This window comes from Stenotrophomonas sp. 28608_Sma (genome assembly GCF_056486185.1).
Genome location: NZ_CM151308.1, coordinates 190,651 through 210,441, shown reverse-complemented (window position 1 = coordinate 210,441; position 19,791 = coordinate 190,651). Strand labels below are relative to the sequence as shown.

Genomic DNA, 19,791 nt, shown 5'->3' with positions numbered 1-19,791 from the left:
TTATTTCCCGCGGCTCAGTGCATCTGTCAGCTTGGCCCGTGCTCTCAGTACGCGACCCTCTATTGTTTTGAGACTGATACCCAGGGCGGAAGCTGCTTCAACCTGGGAAAGGCCGACGAAGGCAGTCAGAACCAGGGCTTCACGCAGGCTCGGGTCGATCGTGTTGAGAACCCTTCTTACTTCTGCGAGCTCAAGCTGAGAGCCGGCAACCTGCTCTGGCCCGGCCTGCTCGGAATGCAGGGCGCGTCCTTCCTCGTCATCCAAAGGCTTGGCCCGGAACAGGAAATGGCGGACGCGTCGAAACCGTTGCGTATCACGAACCTTGTTGATTCCAATACGCATCAGCCAGGGAAGTACCGAGCGCGTCGGATCGTACTCTGACAGGCCTCGCCAAGCGGCAACGAATGTCTCCTGCACGACATCATCGACGTCGGTTTCGGGCAGGCCCATGCCTCGAACCATCTGCTTGATTGCTGGCGAGTGACGGCGGACCAGGCGAGCGAAGGCCTCAGCATTACCTGCCGCAGCTTCAACTGCCCAGTTGTTGTCGTCCTCGATGGTCACAACGTTTGTGTGGCTCAGGGAGAGTCGGTGCGAAGTGCTTCAAGGAGTGCCTTGTCGTAGGCCGGCCGGTGCTCGGGTTTCAAGCCCTCGCGCATCTCGAACACATGCTCGAGCGTGATGCGCTGGAGATCGCCCGCAGCCCGCTCCACCTCACGACTTGCACGTTCCACCTGGGGGTTCCATTTGGGGTCAGCCGCGATGGCGTCCGCCAGCTGGCGGTTGGCAATCCGCAGGCGCGCTTCGATCTCACCTCGCCTTGTTGCGAACAGCTGTTCCTTGGCCTGGAGGATCTGCTTCTCCGAGTCGTCCAGAGGCACCACGGCGTGAAGGCGTTCATGGAGATCGCTGTGCCCAGGATTGAGCGAGTGCCAGGTCCAGCCGATAGCCAGCGCGCACACGACGCCAATGATGGCGCCAGCGATTGTTGCCAGCGGCAGCCTCATGAGGGGTCCGATTGCCATCAGCGTTCCACCAGTAGAGCGTATGGGGACATGGAAGCTGGGGCCGCGACCCATGTCGGGCGCGAGGGTGCCTGGGTGACAAAGAAGGCGGAGCCTACTCCTCCGCAGGTAAGCACCGCCGCGAGCGCGGCGCATGCGAGTGCCCGGCGGAACTCTCGCTTACCGGCCCATTGCGAAGGGGAAGCTTCTTGGGACAAGCGCTGAACTAGCACATCAGTGGCCTGCTCATTGCCGCAGGGCCGAGTGGCAGCCGAGGCCCTTGTCAGCCATTCATCTACGTCACTCATTTGAAGTTCTCCTCATCTGCCCTTCTTTATACGCACGCCAATCCCCCTTCCCCTCAAAGCTGCACATCAGTTCCCTCCAGCATTCGTGCTTGAGTTCCCCAAGTCCCGCCCTGAAGTTCCCCAAGTCCCGCCCTGAACCGTCCAGAAAGCCCTGCTCTGGGCTGGGAGGCAATGCCACCTCAGATCGAGGTCCTGTTCCCCTAATCACCGACCTTGCCGCCCCGCGCCTCAATTTGCTGAGTCAACACCGAGAGCAGCTGCTGGAAGGCCGCGTTGAAAATCCACCCGCCCTCCGGCCCGTGAGCCTCAGTGATCCCAGGAAGAATCGAGGCCCAGGCTCTCGATAACAAGTCTGGATACGGATGCGTGATGATTAGCGTCCGCACCCCGTACTCCAGGGCCTTCAAGTAGCCACGGTGCGCCGCAAGATCTGTCTCGCACGCCTCTAAGCGAGCCTTTAAGTCAGAAATCTCAAAATTCATTCCAATGTGCTTCTAGATGGACAATCGTCACAATCCGCATGATATTGCCGCAAGCCAGTGGAGCGCGCGCACTTGAGTATCCTGAACGTCCTGCTTAGCCCTGAACGGATGCTGGTTGCAGTTGACACTCTCGCCGAGGATGCACTCACCGGCGCCAAATCGTCCGGCGCGAAGTTCTTATTGATTCCACAACACAACGTGGTGCTTGCCTGCCGCGGTAGCACTCAATTCTTCCTTCGGATCTACGCACTTATGCTGCAGGCCAGCTTTCGGGCGGACTTCACAATGGAGCAGCTAGCCAAGGAACTGACATTGGTGATCGACCAGCTTTGGCCTGAGTACGAGAAGGCAGCCCTTGAAGCAGGCCTGTCGAGGCAAACCCTAGGCACCGAACTGGTACTTGGAGGGTGGTGCCCACGCGCCGGACGAATGATAGCCACCGCCTACGCCAAGTCCAACAGCACCGCAGCAACGGTGGTGCAACCCTTGGTCGGAGGTCTGGCGTCACCCGGCGAGCCCTTGCGGGCCATGCCTGACAGCTTTGCGGCGGATGCGGTAATTGAGGCGGGCAGGATTCAAGCGGCATGGTTAAACAGCGCCGCTGGCCGGCAGGTCGCAGGTGGTCGCCTGCTGGCAATCGACCTGCGCCAAGGGCGATCGGTCGTCCAAGATCTTGGACAGCTCTGATGCTCTGCGCATCCGTCGACGTAGCAAACAGCACTTATGCCACCCTTCGGCACTATTGCTGACACCTCGCAATGAATCGCCCAGGGTTTTCTAGACAGTCGTCAGCCGTTTAGTGCGTACTGCTTCTCGAACTCTACCGGGGACAGCCCGTCGTTGGAACTGTGCCGCCGTTTTGGGTTGTAGAACATCTCGATGTACTGGAAGACGTCGGCCCGTGCCTCGTCGTGATTGCTGTAGATCCTCCGCTTAATACGCTCCCGCTTCAGTAGCTGGAAGAAGCTCTCCATCGCTGCGTTGTCATGGCAGTTTCCTCGTCGACTCATGCTGCACACGATGTCGTGCTCGCGCAGGAAGCTCTGCCAGTCTTCGCTGGTGAACTGGGTTCCCTGGTCGGAGTGAAGCAGAAGCCCGGGGCTTGGCTTGCGCCGCCACACTGCAGCCAATAGCGCCTGCAAAACCAGGTCCGTATGTTGAGTTGGTCGGGTTGCCCATCCAACGACCTGACGCGAAAACAGATCAAGCACTACCGCCAAGTACAGGAAGCCGTCGTACGTGCGGATGTAGGTGATGTCCGTGACCCACGCGCGATTTGGCTCACTGACTTTGAAGCCGCGAGCCAGAACGTTCTTGGCGACTGATCCAACAGGGCCGCTCAATGGGCGTGGTCGCCGACCGTAGCCGACCATTGCCCGCAGCCCCTCGCTCTTCATCAAGCGTGCCACGCGATGACGACTACACGTCTCGCCAAGCTCGCGCAGATCTGTGGTCACTTTGCGGTGGCCATACACAGAGCCGCTTTCCAGCCAGCTGTGCTTGATTAGGCCGAGCAACCGCTGATCGTCCTTGTCGCGAGCGCTTGCCGGCTCTTTTAGCCAGGCGTAGTAGCCACTGCGATGGACGCCAAGCATCCGACACATCGCCGCGAGGCCGAACTCATCTGCGTGTTGCTTCATGAAGGCGTACTTTGCTCTTACCCCTTTGCAAAGTACGCGGCGGCTTTTTTTAGGATGTCTCGCTCTTCAGTGACCCTGCGTAGCTCAGCCTTGAGGCGGCGCACTTCCGCGTTCTGGTCCTGCTCGACACGCCGGCCAACATCGCCTTTGCCTTGTTGCCGCTTCCAGCCGTAAAGACTATGGATCGACACGCCCAGTCGCTCGGCAACCTCCGCTACCGGACGGCCGTACTCAACGATCTGTCGGACCGCCTCGATCTTGAACTCATCGGTGTACCGCTTCGTGCTCATAACCACCTCCGCCTAAGCCATAGTTTATGGCTGCGAGGTGTCTACGGAACCCTGGGCGATTCACAACCGTGGAATGCACTCGTGTTCGTCAGGCAGACGGGGCATCTAAGACCAAGAGACTTCTAAGACCACCAGGAAGGCTTCAGCTCATAGATTGGGTATACGAGCTACGCCCTTCATCCCTCCCACTGGGAGAAGAAGGCTACAGGCAAGTTCCGCGGATCGCACGATGTTCGATGCGACATCCATCTCGATGTGGATTCGTTTTGCCACGGCTTCGGATATCAGCAGCTGTCCTTGTAGCGAAAGTTTCAACTGACATGCAAGACGAAATGCTCTGTTTATCGTTCTTCGCGAAACACCGCGAATCATCATCTGTTGCCGCCTTAGCCGGACCGCATAGTGAGCGTGGTGGTGCGGTAGGCCAGACTTGAACGACCCTCGTCTTCCGCTCAGCTGCGCAAGCACCTGGAAGGATGGAAGGACGCACTGGTCATCACCAAGCAGAGCGTCAATCAATCGAGCAAACTCTCTTCGCTCATCTGCCACTCGACCGCGTCCTAGTGGGAGCTCCGGATTCGATCCAATTCCAGGCAGAAGTTCGGACGCAGATTCGATAGGCTGGAGAAGAATGTCCAAGACAGAAACGCACTGATTTGCCGATAGATTGAGTAGCTCATTGAACTCTAATCGACTCGGATCATTCCTTCTAAAGAGTCTGAAGCAATTCACTCTAGTCCAGCTCTTGTAGTCAGAATAGCTTGCAGGCAAGCGTGCAGGAGGTCGGTAATCCAACTTTCGCCCCTCGCCTCTAGCCACGACTGCCTCTATAAACACCTCCAAGTTCGAGAGTTCAAGCCTCTGATTTGGATGATTTGAGCACCAAGAGATCAGTTCCTCTATGCACTGATTGATCCAGCGCTGAGTCGGGTTCGCCGAGTCAAAGCGTGTGCGCCTGTCTAGGCGATCTCCGCAGGATGGGCACTTTCTCAATGCAATGCTCTTCAACTTCCCGAGTCCACAATTGGAACAGCTGTTCTCAATCCTGGCGTCGTGCAGCGAGCAGTGAGAATAAGCATCGAAGCTCCAAATCAGCCTCTCTGTGGCGCTCTCGTCCATATCGCTAGCTCCGATGCAAATCGGACACCAAGCGGCGTGTCGACTCCAGCTCGCTGCCCTTGAGGAGACGATCTCTGAGAGTCCATACAAAGTAGCACCGACAAGTGACTGCCCAGTCAGCTTCTCTAGTGAACGCGCACGCCGTACTGACACAGGCCCGAGCCCATCGAGTCTGCGCTGATCAATGTATCTAGACGGCACCTCCGACGAGTGGGTGTCGATAAGCTGAAGCATCTTGCACCACGAAATTCCGCTGAGCTTAGCCAAGCGATTTGCGTATCCATTGAGCGACTCTGTCCAGGGAGTACCTGCATCACGAAGCTCAAGAGGTGGAAGTACCGTCCATCTTGGTGGTTCCATCCTCACAGATCGCCTTCGCTAGGCAATGAGCCCTTGATGGTCAAGAAGTCCGCTAGGCGTAGAGAACGCTTGCCATCGGCAAGTCTATTGAACGCGTCTATCTCTCCCCAGAGCAGCCTGTGATTCCTTTCGGTTCCAGACGCTGCTCGCAGATGCCCGAGCTCGATGGTATTGGAACCATTGCGACAACGCTCTTCATTCGCCCGCATCAAGTACCGCAGAGTTGGGCCAAAAATTCCTCCTCCATTGAGAGCAATGAGCTCTAGGTTTTCCTGGAGAAGGCTACCTTTTGAAAGTGGAAATCCCTTGCCGATCGCCTTGATCAGAGAGGCGTAGGATCGCAGGTCGTCATTGTCATTCAGACCGTACGGACGCATATAGAGAACGTCAGATCTATTGAACACCTCTTGGGAATCCTCATAGAGCGTGGACGCTTCATGGGTTCCTATCATGATCGCCACACAACCAATTTCTTCAACAAGCGCCATGATGCCAAGCATGTAGTTGCGTGAACTCTGACTCTTCGGAACCCTGCAGATGTTCGCAGCCTCCTCTATGACGATGTACCTCAATCCGCGAATTCTAGACATGCGCTCAAACGAAAGACGAAGGTCTCTCTCCGCTGTTCTCGCGCGCACTTCACGCCAGAACACTGAAGAGGCTCGCCGCTCTGCGGCCACGTGCGTTTGGTCAGGATCGCCACCGGTTTCCATAGCATTAGTCCAGCTAGTGTCGGGCTCAGTTATTTCCTGATGTAGGCGCAAAGCGAAGTCTTTCGGATTGAACTTGTCGCCCTGATTCAGGATTGCCCTTACGGAGATCAGCGGCAAGTGGCCTGTTGGCCAAAGTTGGGGATTTCCTCCGAGCTCAGGCAACAGCTGCCGACGCAACTCGCTCTTTCCTGACCAGGAGGGCGCTATCAACCAAACAAAGTCTCCTGGCCGAGCTCTCGAAACTGATTTCAGTAGGCTGTGCTGGGTAGTTAGAAAGCGCTGATGTGGTATGAAAGGGAAGCTCATCTCATCAGCTGGAAAATGGGGCAGGATGCTAGCGTCCATGCGAATCCCCTTCCACAATGAGATCGGGGAGCTCATCAAAGTTGACGACCAATCTCGCTTGAACCTTCGATCGACTCGCATTTGGCGGGGCTTGCGTTTCCTTTCCACTTGCTAGCCCCATATCATTGGCTCGCTGCCTGGCGTTGGCCATGCTCGTCCTCTCATAGTTCTTACGCTGCAGCTCCTCCTTCTTGCTCTCAACATCCGGCGTGATGAACTGCTCCCACATTGCCTCGAAGTGACGATCCTGCTCGGAGTAGTGACCAATCTCCGAGACCTTCGAGCACCATGCCTTGTAGCGTCTCTTCGTGGTCTGAATCCAAACGAATGAAATATCCTCAGGATCACGCCGAGCACTGAGGATCTTCTCTTCATGCGCGCGCGACGCGAGATCCGCGTTCGTGTAGCTTCTCCTCCAGTGTCTGATCCCCCTTGTTCTTTCATAAGAGCATGATTTCAATTTCACTGAAGTTTGAAATAGGAAGTCATCGTCTACAACCGTTGGTATTCCAGAGTTTGGAGCAGTCAACTGACTGTTCTCAAATCGCTCTCGCGCACCTGCGAAGCCATCCACGGGCATCTCGGGCATCAGGCTGTACAGAAGGTGGTGAATTTCGGATTCTACGGTCGAGAAATCTAGGCGCGCGGTCGATCTGCTTTTGAATTTTCCATCGACACTTCTACCGGCTTTATCTGGCTTTGTGCTCCCAATCAATTTGTGGCTGACCATGGAATTGATAAGCCCTTGAACCGTCTCACACTGTGAGTTGAAGCGACTCGCGCCTGTCGGCACTGTGAGTATGGAGATGCCATAGGTTCGACAGAGATCACCTAAGGCTGACTTCAGATCAGTGCCTCGATCGATCACGATTGCGTGTGGAAGCTTCGCGTGCTCGCGCACATAGTTCCTCAGCAAAATTAGTGGCCCTTCGCGCCGAGCGGGACCGAAGACAAAGGCATGGGCCATAACCTTAGACGACGCTTCGTCACGGCCGCAGTACAGTACCGGGCAGTGGTCTTGCTGCCCTTCGTCTTCTTGTGTAAAGACTCGGTTGTCAACCTTGGTTGCATCGATGTGCAGGACAGAGTGCACAGCAAGCGCTTGGCCTGATCTAACCCGAGCGTCGGAACGCGGCCTATTTGCTTGATAGTTTCGCTTACCGCCGACAGCAAGATCACGTTGCCCCCTTGAAACGGATCGAACTCTTCTGACGAGCGCCTTCCGGCCAGGCACAGGAACGCCAGCGCACTCGCACTGCAGGGCTAGCTCACGATACAGATCGGCTAGCGTCGCAACCTTACCCTTTAGCCAATGTGAGCCAATGACTCCGCGTACAAGTTCTGATTGCGCGTGAGTGAGACGACTGGATCGGTTCCCGCACTTTGCGTAGTTGGTGATGAGATCATCTAGAGGATTGCGACCCTCTGCGCGCGCTAGTCTCACCCGCTCCTCCAACTTCCTCATCTTGGGTGTCGCTCGCTTTCCTTCACGAGCAAGGCATTCAAGCTTCTTCAGCCTTGCAACTGCCTTTGCCACATCAACTGAACTTGCGAGCGCAACTGGGCCGCTAGCTTCGGCATACAGGTTGTTGATGTTCTTACAGCACTCGGCCGCAATCGCCTCCGCCTGCTCTTGACTTAGGCTTAAGAGAAAGTTGCGCGTATCGGTAATCGGTATGTGCCCTATGGGCCCGTGGACTAGCCTATCCGCCAAGAGTCCTGCTGCGACCCCAGCGTTGAACCAAGGGATCTCTTCCATAAGAAACGCGATGCTTTTTGGCCCCATGTAAAGCTGCTTTTCCACCGCAGCAAAGCCCTCTCGGCGCACCATTGAGAGATCTTCATCCCAGTTTTGGTAGATGAACTGCAAGTTCCTATGGTATCGGCTGATGTTGCTGGGTGAGGCCCAGATCTTGTACTCGATCCCATGGGATGCTGCCCATCGCTCATACACCAGATTGCGATATTTCCCACCGTCCAGCACCCACTCTTCGGGCTTTCTCTCCACAAGAGTGCTGAGCTTGGAGATGGGCTTACATTCCACGATTTCCACGGAGGACCGTCGAACCACAAAGAAGTCTGCATGGGCGGTGCACACATGATTGCCGCGCCTTATGCCACGACAAGTGACCTGGCAAACATATGAGATGACGTCAGGATCAATTTCTAGCTCATATGCAAATGTTTGCTCGACTGTATGGCTTTCCAGCCTGCGAACATCGCGACACTTTCTTGAATAGAAGTCGACGACCACATTGTCCAGTGCATAGGCGCCAACGCTGCGCCCTGGTTCCTGGCCAAAGAGCTCGAGTGCGAAGGACCTATCTTCTACTGATAGATCTAGCGTTCTTAGATGATCCCTCAGCTGATCTGGGGTCATTGCCATCTCCCTCATGGTGGGAGATGGCTGCACGGCCCCCTCCCGCTTTGACGAGCACTTGAAAGAAGCACGGGTCGGGAGTAGATTCAGCTACGCGGAACTAAGCGCTAGCTGCGAACAAGCCCTGGCCTGCCAGCCAGGGTTTGTTGTTTCTTCTCCCCAGAGATCTTTCTTACTTAGCTCATTGCACGGGCTCCTTGATAGGTGCCTGCCGAAGGGACAAACGTCCACGGCGACCTGGAAAGTTCACCGCTTCGATGCCTAAGCGCCCCTGCACTGCAGCTCGTCTACCTGCATCTAGGCTACGGAATCCAAGTAGCTGCCTGGCATCCCCCACGCGAACACAGATCCCAGACTCATCAACGATCCTGTCTGCCAGTTCCTCTTCTGAGGACGCTTCAAGTGCCGCTCTTTGCAGGGAAAGTGCGTTCATTCCTCCAACATACGCAAACCAATGCTCGTTGCAAGCTCGTTGAGTCCCTCTGCATTTCGCAAGCCATAAATGGTTATACCTCCTTTAAAATCAATCCATTACAATCCTTGAAGCCTTAGTACGTCGAGCGTTCTCCGGACGAGTCGAATGCTAGATTGGAGCCCATTGCGCGAGTGGAACTAACAGTGGCTTTTCATTTGTGGGTCCATGCCACATTGATTAGCGACTTCTTGCATTGCGCGTTGCGTCCATCCGAGATCCGTGCTGCCTCACTAGGTTCAGCCACGTCTTCACAACCTTGCATCGGAATCCAGGTAGGTGGCAGACGCCAGCAGACTGCACGGTCTGGAGAGCGGATATTCATTCGCGTACCCATAGTTGGTTCAGCTATGAAAGAAGTCTCCAACTATGCAATCATTTCCTTCGATATCAATTAGCTACGCTACGAGCGCCCCGACTATGGGGCCAAAGTGCTAATAGTCGGTGAATGTAGAGCCTCGGCTGCACCCAACTATGAGGCCAAAACGCGCTCTAACTATGGGCACGTGGCTAATTGCTGTTAGACGGGCAACCATAGGTTTGCGTTTTGGCTGAACCTATGGTTGCGCAAGGGCTGAGAACCTATGGTTGCAGTGACTTAGGGGCAGAGCTGACGTCCGCGGCTGATTGGCCCTCGCCAACAGCCCAGGAGGCAAGCGCCGCCGTGACATCGGTCCAACCTTGTCGGTCCTTAACAAGTAAGGAGCCCCTTTAGGTGCCCTACGAGGGTTCGCGGGGAGTCGGACGAAGCATGCGGTTGGCCTTAGCGACTCAGGACTAGTAGTGGTCGACATCGCTAGAGTCTCGTCCGCTACGGGCCGTACGCTGACGCGCCTCGCTCCTCTTGAAGTTCACGGCTGCTTCATGCCAGAAGCTGACATCGCTAGGCTACCTCCGACGCTTCTCAGAGGCCTTAATATCAAGCCCGCCTTAACGCTGCATGCGGCTAAGACCGGCGGCACTCCATCTACTAAATGGGCCCTGCGTCGGGCCGGCATTGTGGAGCGCGTTGCCGAAGGGCTATGGAAGGTGCCGGACGACCTGGCCGAGCGTGGCCGCCAGTACGACGCGCAGCGCCTGGGCGGCGTGGCCGTGGAGCTGAAATCGCACTTGCCCATCGAGCGGCAGGCCCGCGTGATCGGGGCCACGTGGCTCGACCAGCAGTTGATCGGCGGCGGCTCGGGCCTGGGCGACCTAGGCTTTGGTGGCGAGGCCAGGCCATGCAACAGCGCGCCGACTTCCTGGCCGAACAGGCGCTGGCCGAGCGGCGCGGGCAGCGCGTGATCCTGGCGCGCAACCTGCTGGGCACGCTGCGCAACCGGGAACTGGCACAGGCCGCGAAGGACATTGCCGCTGAAACCGGCCTGGAGCATCGCCCGGTGGCCGACGGGCAGCGTGTGGCTGGCATCTACCGGCGCAGCGTCATGCTCGCCAGCGGGCGCTACGCGATGCTGGACGACGGCATGGGATTCAGGTTGGTGCCGTGGCGGCCGATGATCGAGCAGCGGCTGGGGCAGCATATCGCCGCCGTGGTGCGCGGTGGCGGCGTATCTTGGGAGCTTGGACGGCAGCGCGGGCCAAGTATTTCTTGAGACCCTTCATCTACTTGTCGAACGGCCGAGCGCCTTCATCAGCCCCGGCTTCTGGCTCGCAAAGGTGCCATAGAAGACCTCATTACCGATGAGCGTGATCGGAGCCACGCGCACGCCGGTTCGTGACTTGGCTTCCGCAGAAATCTTCGGGTCGGTCAGGTCGCGTTCTTCAAACACGATGCTCTGCTGGGACAGCCACTCCTTCAGCACCCGGCAGTCCGGGCAGGCTGGAGTGCTATAGATGATGATGCGCGGGGTGCTGGCTTGGTTCATGGTCGTGCCTTCACTTTCCCCGAGCGGCAAGCCAGCTCTTCATCATGGCGATCTCTCCTTCCTGCGCAGAGATAACCTCCTGAGCCAACTCGCGGACCTCCGGGTCCTTGCCGTACTGCAACGCCACCTTGGCCATGTCGATCGCGCCCTGGTGATGCGGGATCATGCCGCGCATAAAGTCCACATCGGCATCGCCGCTGAAGTCAATCATCATGTCGGCGTGCATGCGGTCATTGCCGGCACGGTAGGCGGTCGTCGAGGCGTCGCCCGAGCTGCCGGTCCCCGCCTGTTGGCCGCGTTCTCCAAGCCACTTATTCATCATGGCGATCTCGCCTTCCTGCGCAGAGATAACCTCCTCGGCCAACTTGCGGACCTCCGGGTCCTTGCCGTACTGCAACGCCACCTTGGCCATGTCGATCGCGCCCTGGTGGTGCGGGATCATGCCGCGCATGAAATCGACGTCGGCGTTTCCAGTGAACTGCGCTCCCATCCCCGCGTGCATCTGGTCGTTCACGGCGCGATACGCGGTCGTGGAAGGACTGTCATTGGCCGAGGCGCTGGAGGGCATCGCGTGCCCATGGTGACCTCCGCTCGCATTGGCCTGCATCACTTCACCCGACGGGACCACCTTCTTCTGAACGGCCCTCAGGCCGATGGCGACCACGACGGCGCCCGCAATGAACAACAGGCTGAACTTGTTGACTCTCATGAAAAACTCCTTGAATGAGGTTGATGGAGTCACTGTAGGGCCTCCCATTGTTGGAAGGTCAAGGCCCTCATTTCGCCGTTGATGCCGATGAAAACCCTCGGCGCAAGATCCAGTCCTTCACTTCCGCCGCCTACGACAACGCGCTGTCGAAGCTGCAGCGGTGGAGGCAGGTGATGTAGCGCCTGAGGTGACCGCTAGATGGAACACCTTCCGCATCGGCCCGATCAGCCCGGACCTAGCCGCACCGGCTTTCGCGCGGTCTGCCACAGCAGCGGCACCAAGATCAGCGCCAGGGCCGGGAAGATCATCCAGTTGACCGCCTGCCAGCCCGAGTTGTGCAGGATCGATCCCGCGAGGAACGACACGGCTGCCGTGGCGGCGAAGACGAAGAAATCGTTCATGCCCTGCGCCTTGCTGCGCTCGGCCGGGGTGTGGCAATCGGTGACCATCGCCGTCGCGCCAATGAAGCTGAAGTTCCAGCCGATGCCCAGCAGCGCCAGCGAGCCCCAGAAGTGGGACAGGCCGAGCCCGCCCAGGGCCACCACCCCGGAGGCGGCGAGCAGCACCATGCCCACGGCGGTCACGCGCTCCTTGCCGTAGCGCACCATCAGCCGCCCAGTGAAGAAGCTCGGCCCGAACATCGCCAGCAGGTGCCACTGGATTCCCAGGGCGGCGTTGTCCACCGAATGCCCGTGGTTGACCATCGCCACCGGCGCGGCGGTCATCACGAACGCCATCACCCCATAGGACACCACGCCTGCGGCCACGGCCAGCGCGTAGCGCGGCATCGCCAGGAGCTGCAGCACCGTGCGGCCGCTGTCGGCGGCGGCTTCGGCCGGGGTCTGGCGCGGCGTGCGCAGCATCAGCAAGATCGGCAGGGCGATCAGCGGCAGCAGCGCCTGGCTGAGGAAGCTGCCGACGTAGGGCGTGCCCGCTACCGCGTCGCGCGTGAAGATCACCAACTGCGGCCCGATGATGGCACCCGCGAGAGCCCCCACCATCACCCAGGAAATCGCCTTGGCCTTGAGCGCGTCCTCGGCGGTGTCGGCGGCTGCGAAGCGGTAGCTCTGCACATACGCGCCGTAGAAGCCCGCCAGGAAGGTGCCGGCGCAGAAGATCCAAAACGAGGCCAGCATGATGCCCAGCGCGGCGATCAGGCCCGAGGCCACGCCGAAGCCGACCCCGACCACGTATCCGTTGCGGCGGCCATGGCGCCGCATGATGAACGCCGCAGGCAAGGTGCCGATGGCAAGACCCAGGCCGAACAGGCTCACAGGCAAGGTGATCGAGGCCGAGTCCTTGGCAAGCTGCTGGCCGACCAGCCCGCCCAGCGACATCACGATGGGCGCGCTGGCGCCACCGAGCGCCTGCGCGGCGGTGAGAACGCCGATGTTTCGGCGCGTGATGCTCTGGTCGGTCATGGGCGGTCCTTCTTGTTCGTTTGTCTGGCCGGAATTATTACACACATGAATATATGTTCAGTTATTAGACAATGATTCGGCCATACGATGCTCATGAACCGCCGCAGCCTGGCCGCTCCTCGCAAATCTCCCGAGCGGCAGAAGAAACAGCCTGCCGTTCCAATGCGAGCAGGTGCTCTTTCACCCGGGTCAGTTGCGCCATGCGTTCCTCGACACAGGCGAGATGGTCCCGGACAGCCTGCGTCAGCAGCTCGGGTTCCGGGGACTCGCGATGCGTCCAGCCCAGCAAGTTGCGCATGTCATCCAGGCCGATGCCCGACGCGCGGTAGTTGCGAATCAGGTAAAGCCGCTCGACATGGGCCGGGCCATAGCGCCGGTAGTTGTTGCGGGACCGCTCGGGAGCGGGCAGCAGGCCCTCCCGTTCGTAGAACCTGATGTTCTCAGGGGCGTGCCGGTCAAGCGCGCGAGTTCACCAATCCTCATCCAGCTCTCCGCGCGCAGCGATGGGGGACGCCACCGCTGCGCGCCGGCCCTCATCCCGGCGACCGGGCGGGCTGCTGCGCCGTGGCGCCCGATTGCACCGTGTGCTCAGTCCAGCCGCCGCCCAGCGCCTTGTACAGATGGATGAGGTTGTTCAGCCGCGTCAGGCGCGTGCGCACCAGGGTCTGCTGCGTGCCGTAATGCGTGCGCTGCGCGTCGAGTACAGTGAGGTTGTTGTCCACGCCCTCCTGGAAGCGCTGCTCGGCCAGCTCGTAGGCCTTCTGGCTGGCCGCCACCAGGAGCTGCTCCGCGCGGATCTGCTCATCGAGCGTGCGCTTGCCCGCCAGGCCGTCGGCCACCTCGGCGAAGGCCGCCTGGATGGACTTCTCGTAGTTGGCGATCTCGATGCGCTTCTGTACGTGCGCCACGTCCAGGTTGGCGCGCAGCGCGCCGCCGCGGAAGATGGGCAGCGTGATCTGCGGCAGGAAGCTCCAGGCCCGCGAGCCCGAATCGAACAGGCCGTCCAGCGAAGCGCTGGCCGTGCCCGCCGAGCCCGTGAGGCTGATCATCGGGAAGAACGCGGCCCGCGCCGCGCCGATGTTGGCGTTGGCGCCGATCAGCATCTGCTCGGCGGCGCGGATGTCCGGCCGGCGCGCGAGCAGTTCGGACGGCAGGCCGCTCGGCAGGCCGGTCGGCACGATGTCGTCCGGCAGCGCCATGGCCTCGTCAAGCTGCCGGGACAGCTCCGGCGTCAGCGGCTGGCCCAACAGCAGCACCAGCGCGTTGCGGTCCTTGGCCGCCTGCCGCGTGTAGGCGGCATGGTTGGCCTCGGCGGTGCGCAGCGCGATCTCTGCGCGGCGCAGGTCGAGCTGCGTGGAGTTGCCCACTTCCACCAGTTGGGTGGTCAGCCCGTAGGAGCGCTTCTGCGTGGCGAGGGTGTCGCTCGTCAGGCGCAGCAGTTCCTGGTCGGCACGCAGCGTGAGGTAGGCGCTGGCCACCTCGGACACCAGGCTCATCTGCGTGGCGATGCGGGTCTCGTCGAGGGCCAGGTAGGACGCCAGCGCCCGGTCGCTGAGGCTGCGGACGCGGCCCCACAGGTCCAGTTCCCAGGCGGCCGTCACCCCGGCCACGTCGTAGCGCCGGAGCACGTCGCTTTGCCCCGTGGTGCTGAGGTCGGCCGGTGCGCGCTCTGACGCGCCGCGGGCGGAAACGCCCAGGTTCGGCAGCATCTCGGCACGCTGGATACGGTACAGCGCCTGAGCCGCCTCCACGTTGAGCGCGGCCTTGCGCATGTCGCGGTTGTTCTCCAGTGAAATGCCGATCAACTGCTGCAGCAGCGGGTCGCGGAAGAAGTCCCGCCAGCCGATCTCGGCCGTGATCGCGTCGTCGGGCGTCGCGGCCGCCGGTTCCACATAGGCCGCGCCCGAGGGATAAGCCGTGTCGATCGGCGATGCGGGCCGGTCATACTTCGGTGCCATGGAGCAGCCAGTCAACGCCGTCGCGAGGGCGAGCGGCGCCAGCGTCCTGGCGGGTCGTGTGAATGCGAAAGATGTTTTCATGTCGTATGTCCTCCTGGCCGTCATGCGTGCTGGTCGGTCATGCCGACACGGGCATGGCGCGCTTCGCGGCGCAGCGCCAGCTTGCGCACCACGACGTAGAACACCGGCGTCAGCACCAGGCCGAATACCGTCACGCCCAGCATGCCGGCGAACACCGCGATGCCCATGGCGTGGCGCATCTCGGCGCCCGCACTGCTGGCCAGCACCAGCGGCACCACGCCAGCGATGAAGGCGAACGACGTCATCAGGATCGGGCGCAGCCGCAAGCGCGCGGCTTCAAGCACGGCTGCCAGCGGATCGGCCCCTTCGCTTTCCTTCGCGCGGGCGAACTCCACGATCAGGATCGCGTTCTTGGCGGCCAGGCCGACCAGCACCACGAAACCGATCTGCGTGAAGATGTTGTTGTCCCCCCCAGAGAGCCAGACGCCGGCGATCGCCGAGAGCAGCGCCATGGGTGCAATCAGCAGCACAGCGAACGGCAGCGACCAACTGTTGTACTGGGCCGCCAGGAACAGGAAGGCGAGCAGCACCGCCAGCGCGAAGATATAGATAGCAGTATTGCCAACTCGCTTTTCCTGGAAAGTCAGGTCCGTCCATTCGTAGGTCATACCGTCCGGCAGCGATTCGCTCACGATCTTCTCAATCGCGGCGGTGGCCTGGCCGGATGAGTAGCCCGGCGCTGGCCCGCCGCTGATGTCGGCCGAGGGGAAGCCGTTGTAATGCATCACCCGGTCGGGGCCGGAACTGCGCTCGATGGTCGCGATCGCGCTCAGCGGGATCATGTCGCCCGCTGCATTGCGCACCTTGAGCATGCCTATGTCCTCAGCCTGCATGCGGAACTGCGCATCGGCTTGGGCCATTACCCGGTAGGTGCGACCGAAGCGGTTGAAGTCGTTGACGTAGAGCGAGCCAAGGTTGACCTGCAGGGTGTCGAACACCTCGGTCAGCGACACGCCCTGCGACTTGGCCTTCACCCGGTCGATGTCCACCTGCAACTGCGGCGCATTGGTCTGGAAGCTGGCGAGCATGTTCGCCAGCTCGGGCGCCTGCATGGCCTTGCCCATGATCTGGCCCTGTGCTTGTGCAAGCGCCTCGGGACCCAGGCCCGCCCGGTCCTCGATCTGCAGCTTAAAGCCGCCCATAGAACCCAGGCCCGGCACCGGCGGCGGCGGGAAGATGCCGACGAAGCCGTCCGGGATCTGGCTGAACTTGCCCATGAGCTTGCCCTGGATGGCGAAGGCCGACAGCGACGGGTCCTTGCGCTCATCGAAGGGCTTGAGCATGGCGAACATCAGCGCGGTGTTCGGCTGGTTCACCGGTCCATTGACCGACAGGCCCGGGAAGGCCACCACGCTCTCGACGCCCGGCTCAGCCAGTGCGATCTTGGTCATCTCCTTGACGACCGCCTCGGTGCGATCCAGCGAGGCGCCGGTCGGAAGCTGGGCGATGCCCACGAGGTAGTACTTGTCCTGGGCGGGCACGAAGCCCGCAGGCACCTTGTGGAAGCCCAGCCAGGTCAGGCTCAGGAAGCCGACGTAGAGCAGCAGCACGATGGCGCTGCCGCGCACCGCGCGGCGCACGCCCCCGACGTAGGAATTCGAGGCGCGGTCGAAGAAGCTGTTGAAGCGGCGGAAGAAGCCGCCGAACACGCCATCGATGATGCGCGTGACGCGATCGGGCTTGGTCGCGCCGTGGTGCGGCTTGAGCAGGATGGCGGCCAGCGCTGGCGACAGCGTAAGCGAGTTGATCGCCGACAGGATGGTCGAGAACGCGATGGTTAGCGCGAATTGGCGATAGAACTCGCCCTGCAGCCCCGACAGGAACGCCGAGGGGATGAAGACCGCTGCCAGCACCGAGGTGATGGCCAGGATCGGGCCAGTCACTTCATCCATCGCCTTGCGCGCCGCGTCCTTGGGTGATTCGCCCAGCGCTATGTGGCGCTCCACGTTCTCCACCACCACGATGGCGTCATCCACCACGATGCCGATGGACAGCACCAGTCCGAACAGCGACAGTGTGTTCAGCGAGAAACCGAACATGTGCATCACCGCGAACGTGCCGACCAGCGAGACCGGCACGGCGATCAGCGGGATGATCGACGCGCGCCAGGATTGCAGGAACAGCACCACCACGATCACCACCAGGAAGATGGCCTCCAGCAGCGTGACGGCGACGGACTGGAGCGAGGCGCGCACGAAGACCGTGGGGTCGTAGGCGACGCTATACTCAATGCCGTCGGGGAACTTGGCTTGAAGTCGGTCCATTGCCGCGCGCACCGCGCTAGACACATCCAGCGCGTTCGCGCCCGGGCTCTGGATGATCTGTATCCCCACCGCCGGCTCGCCATTGAGCAGGCTGCGCAAAGAGTAGGAATCGGCCCCCATCGAGATGCGGGCGACATCCCGCAGGCGAGTTACCTGGCCGTCGGCGCCCGTCTTCACGACGATCTCGCCGAATTGCTCCTCGCTCGACAGTCGGCCCAGAGTGTTGACCGTGACCTGGAACGCCGCCGAGGCATCCGGCTGCTGACCAACCGAACCAGCGGCAACCTGTATGTTCTGCTCGCGGATGGCGGCAACCACGTCGCTCGCGATCAGCCCACGAGCAGCGACCTTGGCGGGTTCGAGCCAGACCCGCATCGAATACTCCCCGGCGCCCCAGACTAGGACATCGCCGACGCCTGGCGTACGAGCCAGCTCATCCTTCACATGAAGTGTGGCGTAGTTGGAGACGTACAGCGGATCATATCGACCTCCAGGCGAAAGCAAATGCACCACCATGAGAACGTCCGGCGACGTTTTCTCGGTGACAACACCGATGCGCTGAACTTCAGGCGGTAGGCGCGGCAACGCCCGCGAGACCCGGTTTTGCACCTGGATCTGCGCAATGTCGGCGTTGATATGCTGCTCGAAGGAGACGGTGAGCACCATTTTCCCGTCGGTGGACATCTGAGACTGCATGTACATCATGCCTTCTACGCCGTTGATCGCCTGCTCCAGCGGTGATGCCACGGTATCGGCGATCACTTGCGGGTTGGCACCGGGATAGCTAGCGGTGACCTGCACCGTGGGAGGCGTGACCTGCGGGTATTCGCTCAGCGGCAGCTGGAAGTAGCTGATCGCGCCCGCGATCAGCATCAGCAGCGACAGGACGATGGCGAAGACCGGCCGGTTGATGAAGAAGCGGGGGAAATTCATTTGCGGGCCTCCGCCGAGCCGGCCGCGCCGTCAGCCTTGGCGGGGTCCGCGCCGCCGGCCTTGGCAGGCGCCGCAGCGGGAGCCGGAGCGTTTGCCGCAGCCTTGGTCGCGCCGGCCGCGCCTGCGGCCGGTGCCGCGGGCGCCTGCATGGGCACCATGCGCGGCGTGACCGCCATGCCGGGGCGCACGAGGCCCTTGATGATGATCTTCTCACCGGCCTGCAGGCCGCCGTTGATGACGCGCAGCCCGTCCACCACCGGCCCCAGTTCGATGGGCCGGTACTGGGCCTGGTTGTTCTCGCCCACAACCAGCACGTAGTTGCGCCCTTGGTCGGTGCCCACGGCCTGATCGTCGATCAGGACGGCCTCGCGCGCCGCGCCGGTGGACAGCTTGGCCCGGACGAACATGCCGGGTGCCATGCGCCCATCCGGATTGGGCACAACGGCGCGCACGCGGATCGTGCCGGTGCTTCGGTCAATGGTGTTGCCCACGAAGTCGAGCGCGCCCCTGTGCGGGAAACCCTTGTCCGTGGTCAGCCCGACCTGCACGGGCAGCGAGGCCTTGCCGCCGGCGTCCGCAGCGGGCCGCGAGCGGCTCACGACGTTGAGGTACGTGGCTTCGTCGATGTCGAAGTACACGTGCAGCGGGTCGATGGACACGACCGTGGTCAGCAGCGTGGCCGCGCCGGCGACACCGCCGCTGACCAGGTTGCCCTCGGTCACGAGCACGCGGTCAACGCGCCCGGCGATGGGCGCCGTGACGCGGGCGTAGGACAGATCCAGCCGCGCCGCAGCGACGGCGGCCTTGGCCGCTTGCACCTGGGCCTGGCGCGCACTGCGCGCGGAGACGGCATCGTCGTAGGTCTTGCGCGCGACAGCGCCGGTCGCCACCAGGCGCTCGGCGCGGTCGAAGTCGGCCTGGGCCTGACTGGCCAGCACCTCGGCCTGTTGCAGTTGCGCCGCAGCCGTGTCGAGCGAGACCTGGAACGGCCGGGGGTCGATCTGGAACAGCAGTTGTCCCTTGCGCACCAGTCTGCCCTCGGGGACGCTCACAGCATCGACGGCGCCGCCGACCCGCGAGCGCAGCTCGACGGTCTTGGGCGCGGCCAGGAAGCCGGTGTACTCGGCCGATGGCGCGACCGTGCGGGTGATGACCTCGGCCACGGGCACCTGCGGCGCCATCGGCGCGTCCGCCGGGGGTGCCGCGGCCTTGCTCTCGTCCTTGGCGTCGCGGGCGGCAATCGCTATGCCCCCGACGGCTGCGATGAGGCCTGCCACCACAACGATTCTGATTTTTTTACGCATGGAAGTGCCCCTTTCTTGGATGCAGGACTCCGGCCCTTCCGAAGCGCTCTGCAGAAATTTGTGTGGAGGCTGGGCGTTACAACGAAGGCAAGGTCAAGCCCTTTGGGTTGCCCTAGCGGGCAGGCTGCATGGACAAGGTGGTG

General features: G+C 61.2%; 16 protein-coding genes and 2 pseudogenes. 2 read left to right on the top strand and 16 right to left on the bottom strand.

The window, feature by feature from the left end; all coding sequences use genetic code 11:
• From ACZLHH_RS00920 to ACZLHH_RS00905, 4 genes are all read right to left on the bottom strand, one after another.
• Positions 1-564 (bottom strand): RNA polymerase sigma factor, encoded by a 564-nt coding sequence (locus ACZLHH_RS00920; RefSeq protein ID WP_049429827.1) that lies wholly within the window; start codon positions 562-564, stop codon positions 1-3.
• Positions 565-578: 14 nt separating this feature from the next.
• Positions 579-1,007 (bottom strand): periplasmic heavy metal sensor, encoded by a 429-nt coding sequence (locus tag ACZLHH_RS00915; protein WP_087948687.1) that lies wholly within the window; start codon positions 1,005-1,007, stop codon positions 579-581.
• A gap of 17 nt (positions 1,008-1,024) precedes the next feature.
• The gene (locus ACZLHH_RS00910) at positions 1,025-1,312 is read right to left on the bottom strand and encodes a CnrY/NccY family anti-sigma factor (RefSeq protein WP_130768358.1); all 288 of its coding nucleotides are present in this window, start codon (positions 1,310-1,312) and stop codon (positions 1,025-1,027) included.
• A 200-nt stretch (positions 1,313-1,512) separates the two neighbouring features.
• Positions 1,513-1,794 (bottom strand): hypothetical protein, encoded by a 282-nt coding sequence (locus tag ACZLHH_RS00905; RefSeq protein ID WP_033836035.1) that lies wholly within the window; start codon positions 1,792-1,794, stop codon positions 1,513-1,515.
• A gap of 72 nt (positions 1,795-1,866) precedes the next feature.
• Here ACZLHH_RS00905 and ACZLHH_RS00900 point away from each other — a divergent pair, with 72 nt between their 5' ends.
• The gene (locus ACZLHH_RS00900; RefSeq protein ID WP_033836041.1) at positions 1,867-2,481 is read left to right on the top strand and encodes a hypothetical protein; all 615 of its coding nucleotides are present in this window, start codon (positions 1,867-1,869) and stop codon (positions 2,479-2,481) included.
• Between the two features lie 101 nt (positions 2,482-2,582).
• Here the strand turns inward: ACZLHH_RS00900 and ACZLHH_RS00895 are convergent.
• From ACZLHH_RS00895 to ACZLHH_RS00880, 4 genes are all read right to left on the bottom strand, one after another.
• A protein-coding gene (locus tag ACZLHH_RS00895; protein ID WP_087944428.1) for an IS3-like element ISStma9 family transposase occupies positions 2,583-3,724 on the bottom strand; the annotation gives its coding sequence in 2 pieces (ribosomal slippage) (positions 2,583-3,487 and positions 3,487-3,724; 1,143 coding nt in all).
• 147 nt (positions 3,725-3,871) lie between these two features.
• Complete coding sequence (locus tag ACZLHH_RS00890; protein WP_080052957.1) at positions 3,872-5,203, bottom strand: TniQ family protein; 1,332 nt, start codon at positions 5,201-5,203, stop codon at positions 3,872-3,874.
• 2 nt (positions 5,204-5,205) lie between these two features.
• Complete coding sequence (locus ACZLHH_RS00885; protein WP_158229108.1) at positions 5,206-6,261, bottom strand: hypothetical protein; 1,056 nt, start codon at positions 6,259-6,261, stop codon at positions 5,206-5,208.
• Positions 6,251-8,641 (bottom strand): hypothetical protein, encoded by a 2,391-nt coding sequence (locus ACZLHH_RS00880; protein WP_130768356.1) that lies wholly within the window; start codon positions 8,639-8,641, stop codon positions 6,251-6,253. The genes ACZLHH_RS00885 and ACZLHH_RS00880 overlap by 11 nt, the downstream gene beginning before the upstream one ends.
• A gap of 1,336 nt (positions 8,642-9,977) precedes the next feature.
• On the opposite strand from ACZLHH_RS00880, the pseudogene ACZLHH_RS00875 reads away from it, so the two are divergent.
• Positions 9,978-10,705: pseudogene (locus ACZLHH_RS00875) on the top strand (DUF3363 domain-containing protein).
• A gap of 6 nt (positions 10,706-10,711) precedes the next feature.
• Here the strand turns inward: ACZLHH_RS00875 and ACZLHH_RS00870 are convergent.
• The 8 genes and pseudogenes from ACZLHH_RS00870 to ACZLHH_RS00835 form a co-directional block, all read right to left on the bottom strand.
• Positions 10,712-10,978, bottom strand: a complete 267-nt coding sequence (locus tag ACZLHH_RS00870) for a glutaredoxin family protein (RefSeq protein ID WP_008786730.1) — start codon at positions 10,976-10,978, stop codon at positions 10,712-10,714.
• A 10-nt stretch (positions 10,979-10,988) separates the two neighbouring features.
• On the bottom strand, positions 10,989-11,687 hold the full coding sequence (copM, locus tag ACZLHH_RS00865; protein WP_071228802.1) for a CopM family metallochaperone: 699 nt from the start codon (positions 11,685-11,687) through the stop codon (positions 10,989-10,991).
• Between the two features lie 224 nt (positions 11,688-11,911).
• Complete coding sequence (locus ACZLHH_RS00860) at positions 11,912-13,108, bottom strand: MFS transporter (RefSeq protein ID WP_049462200.1); 1,197 nt, start codon at positions 13,106-13,108, stop codon at positions 11,912-11,914.
• 91 nt (positions 13,109-13,199) lie between these two features.
• Complete coding sequence (locus ACZLHH_RS00855) at positions 13,200-13,406, bottom strand: hypothetical protein (RefSeq protein WP_239684303.1); 207 nt, start codon at positions 13,404-13,406, stop codon at positions 13,200-13,202.
• A 45-nt stretch (positions 13,407-13,451) separates the two neighbouring features.
• Positions 13,452-13,517 (bottom strand): annotated as a pseudogene (locus ACZLHH_RS00850) (hypothetical protein); the annotation flags it as partial.
• 124 nt (positions 13,518-13,641) lie between these two features.
• Positions 13,642-15,147 carry an efflux transporter outer membrane subunit gene (locus tag ACZLHH_RS00845; protein ID WP_049462201.1) on the bottom strand — a complete coding sequence of 502 codons (1,506 nt, stop codon included), beginning with the start codon at positions 15,145-15,147 and terminating at the stop codon, positions 13,642-13,644.
• Positions 15,148-15,167: 20 nt separating this feature from the next.
• Positions 15,168-18,344 carry an efflux RND transporter permease subunit gene (locus tag ACZLHH_RS00840; protein WP_049462202.1) on the bottom strand — a complete coding sequence of 1,059 codons (3,177 nt, stop codon included), beginning with the start codon at positions 18,342-18,344 and terminating at the stop codon, positions 15,168-15,170.
• The gene (locus ACZLHH_RS00835) at positions 18,341-19,648 is read right to left on the bottom strand and encodes an efflux RND transporter periplasmic adaptor subunit (RefSeq protein ID WP_049462203.1); all 1,308 of its coding nucleotides are present in this window, start codon (positions 19,646-19,648) and stop codon (positions 18,341-18,343) included. Before ACZLHH_RS00835 ends, ACZLHH_RS00840 begins: the two co-directional genes overlap by 4 nt.
• Positions 19,649-19,791 lie beyond the last annotated feature (143 nt).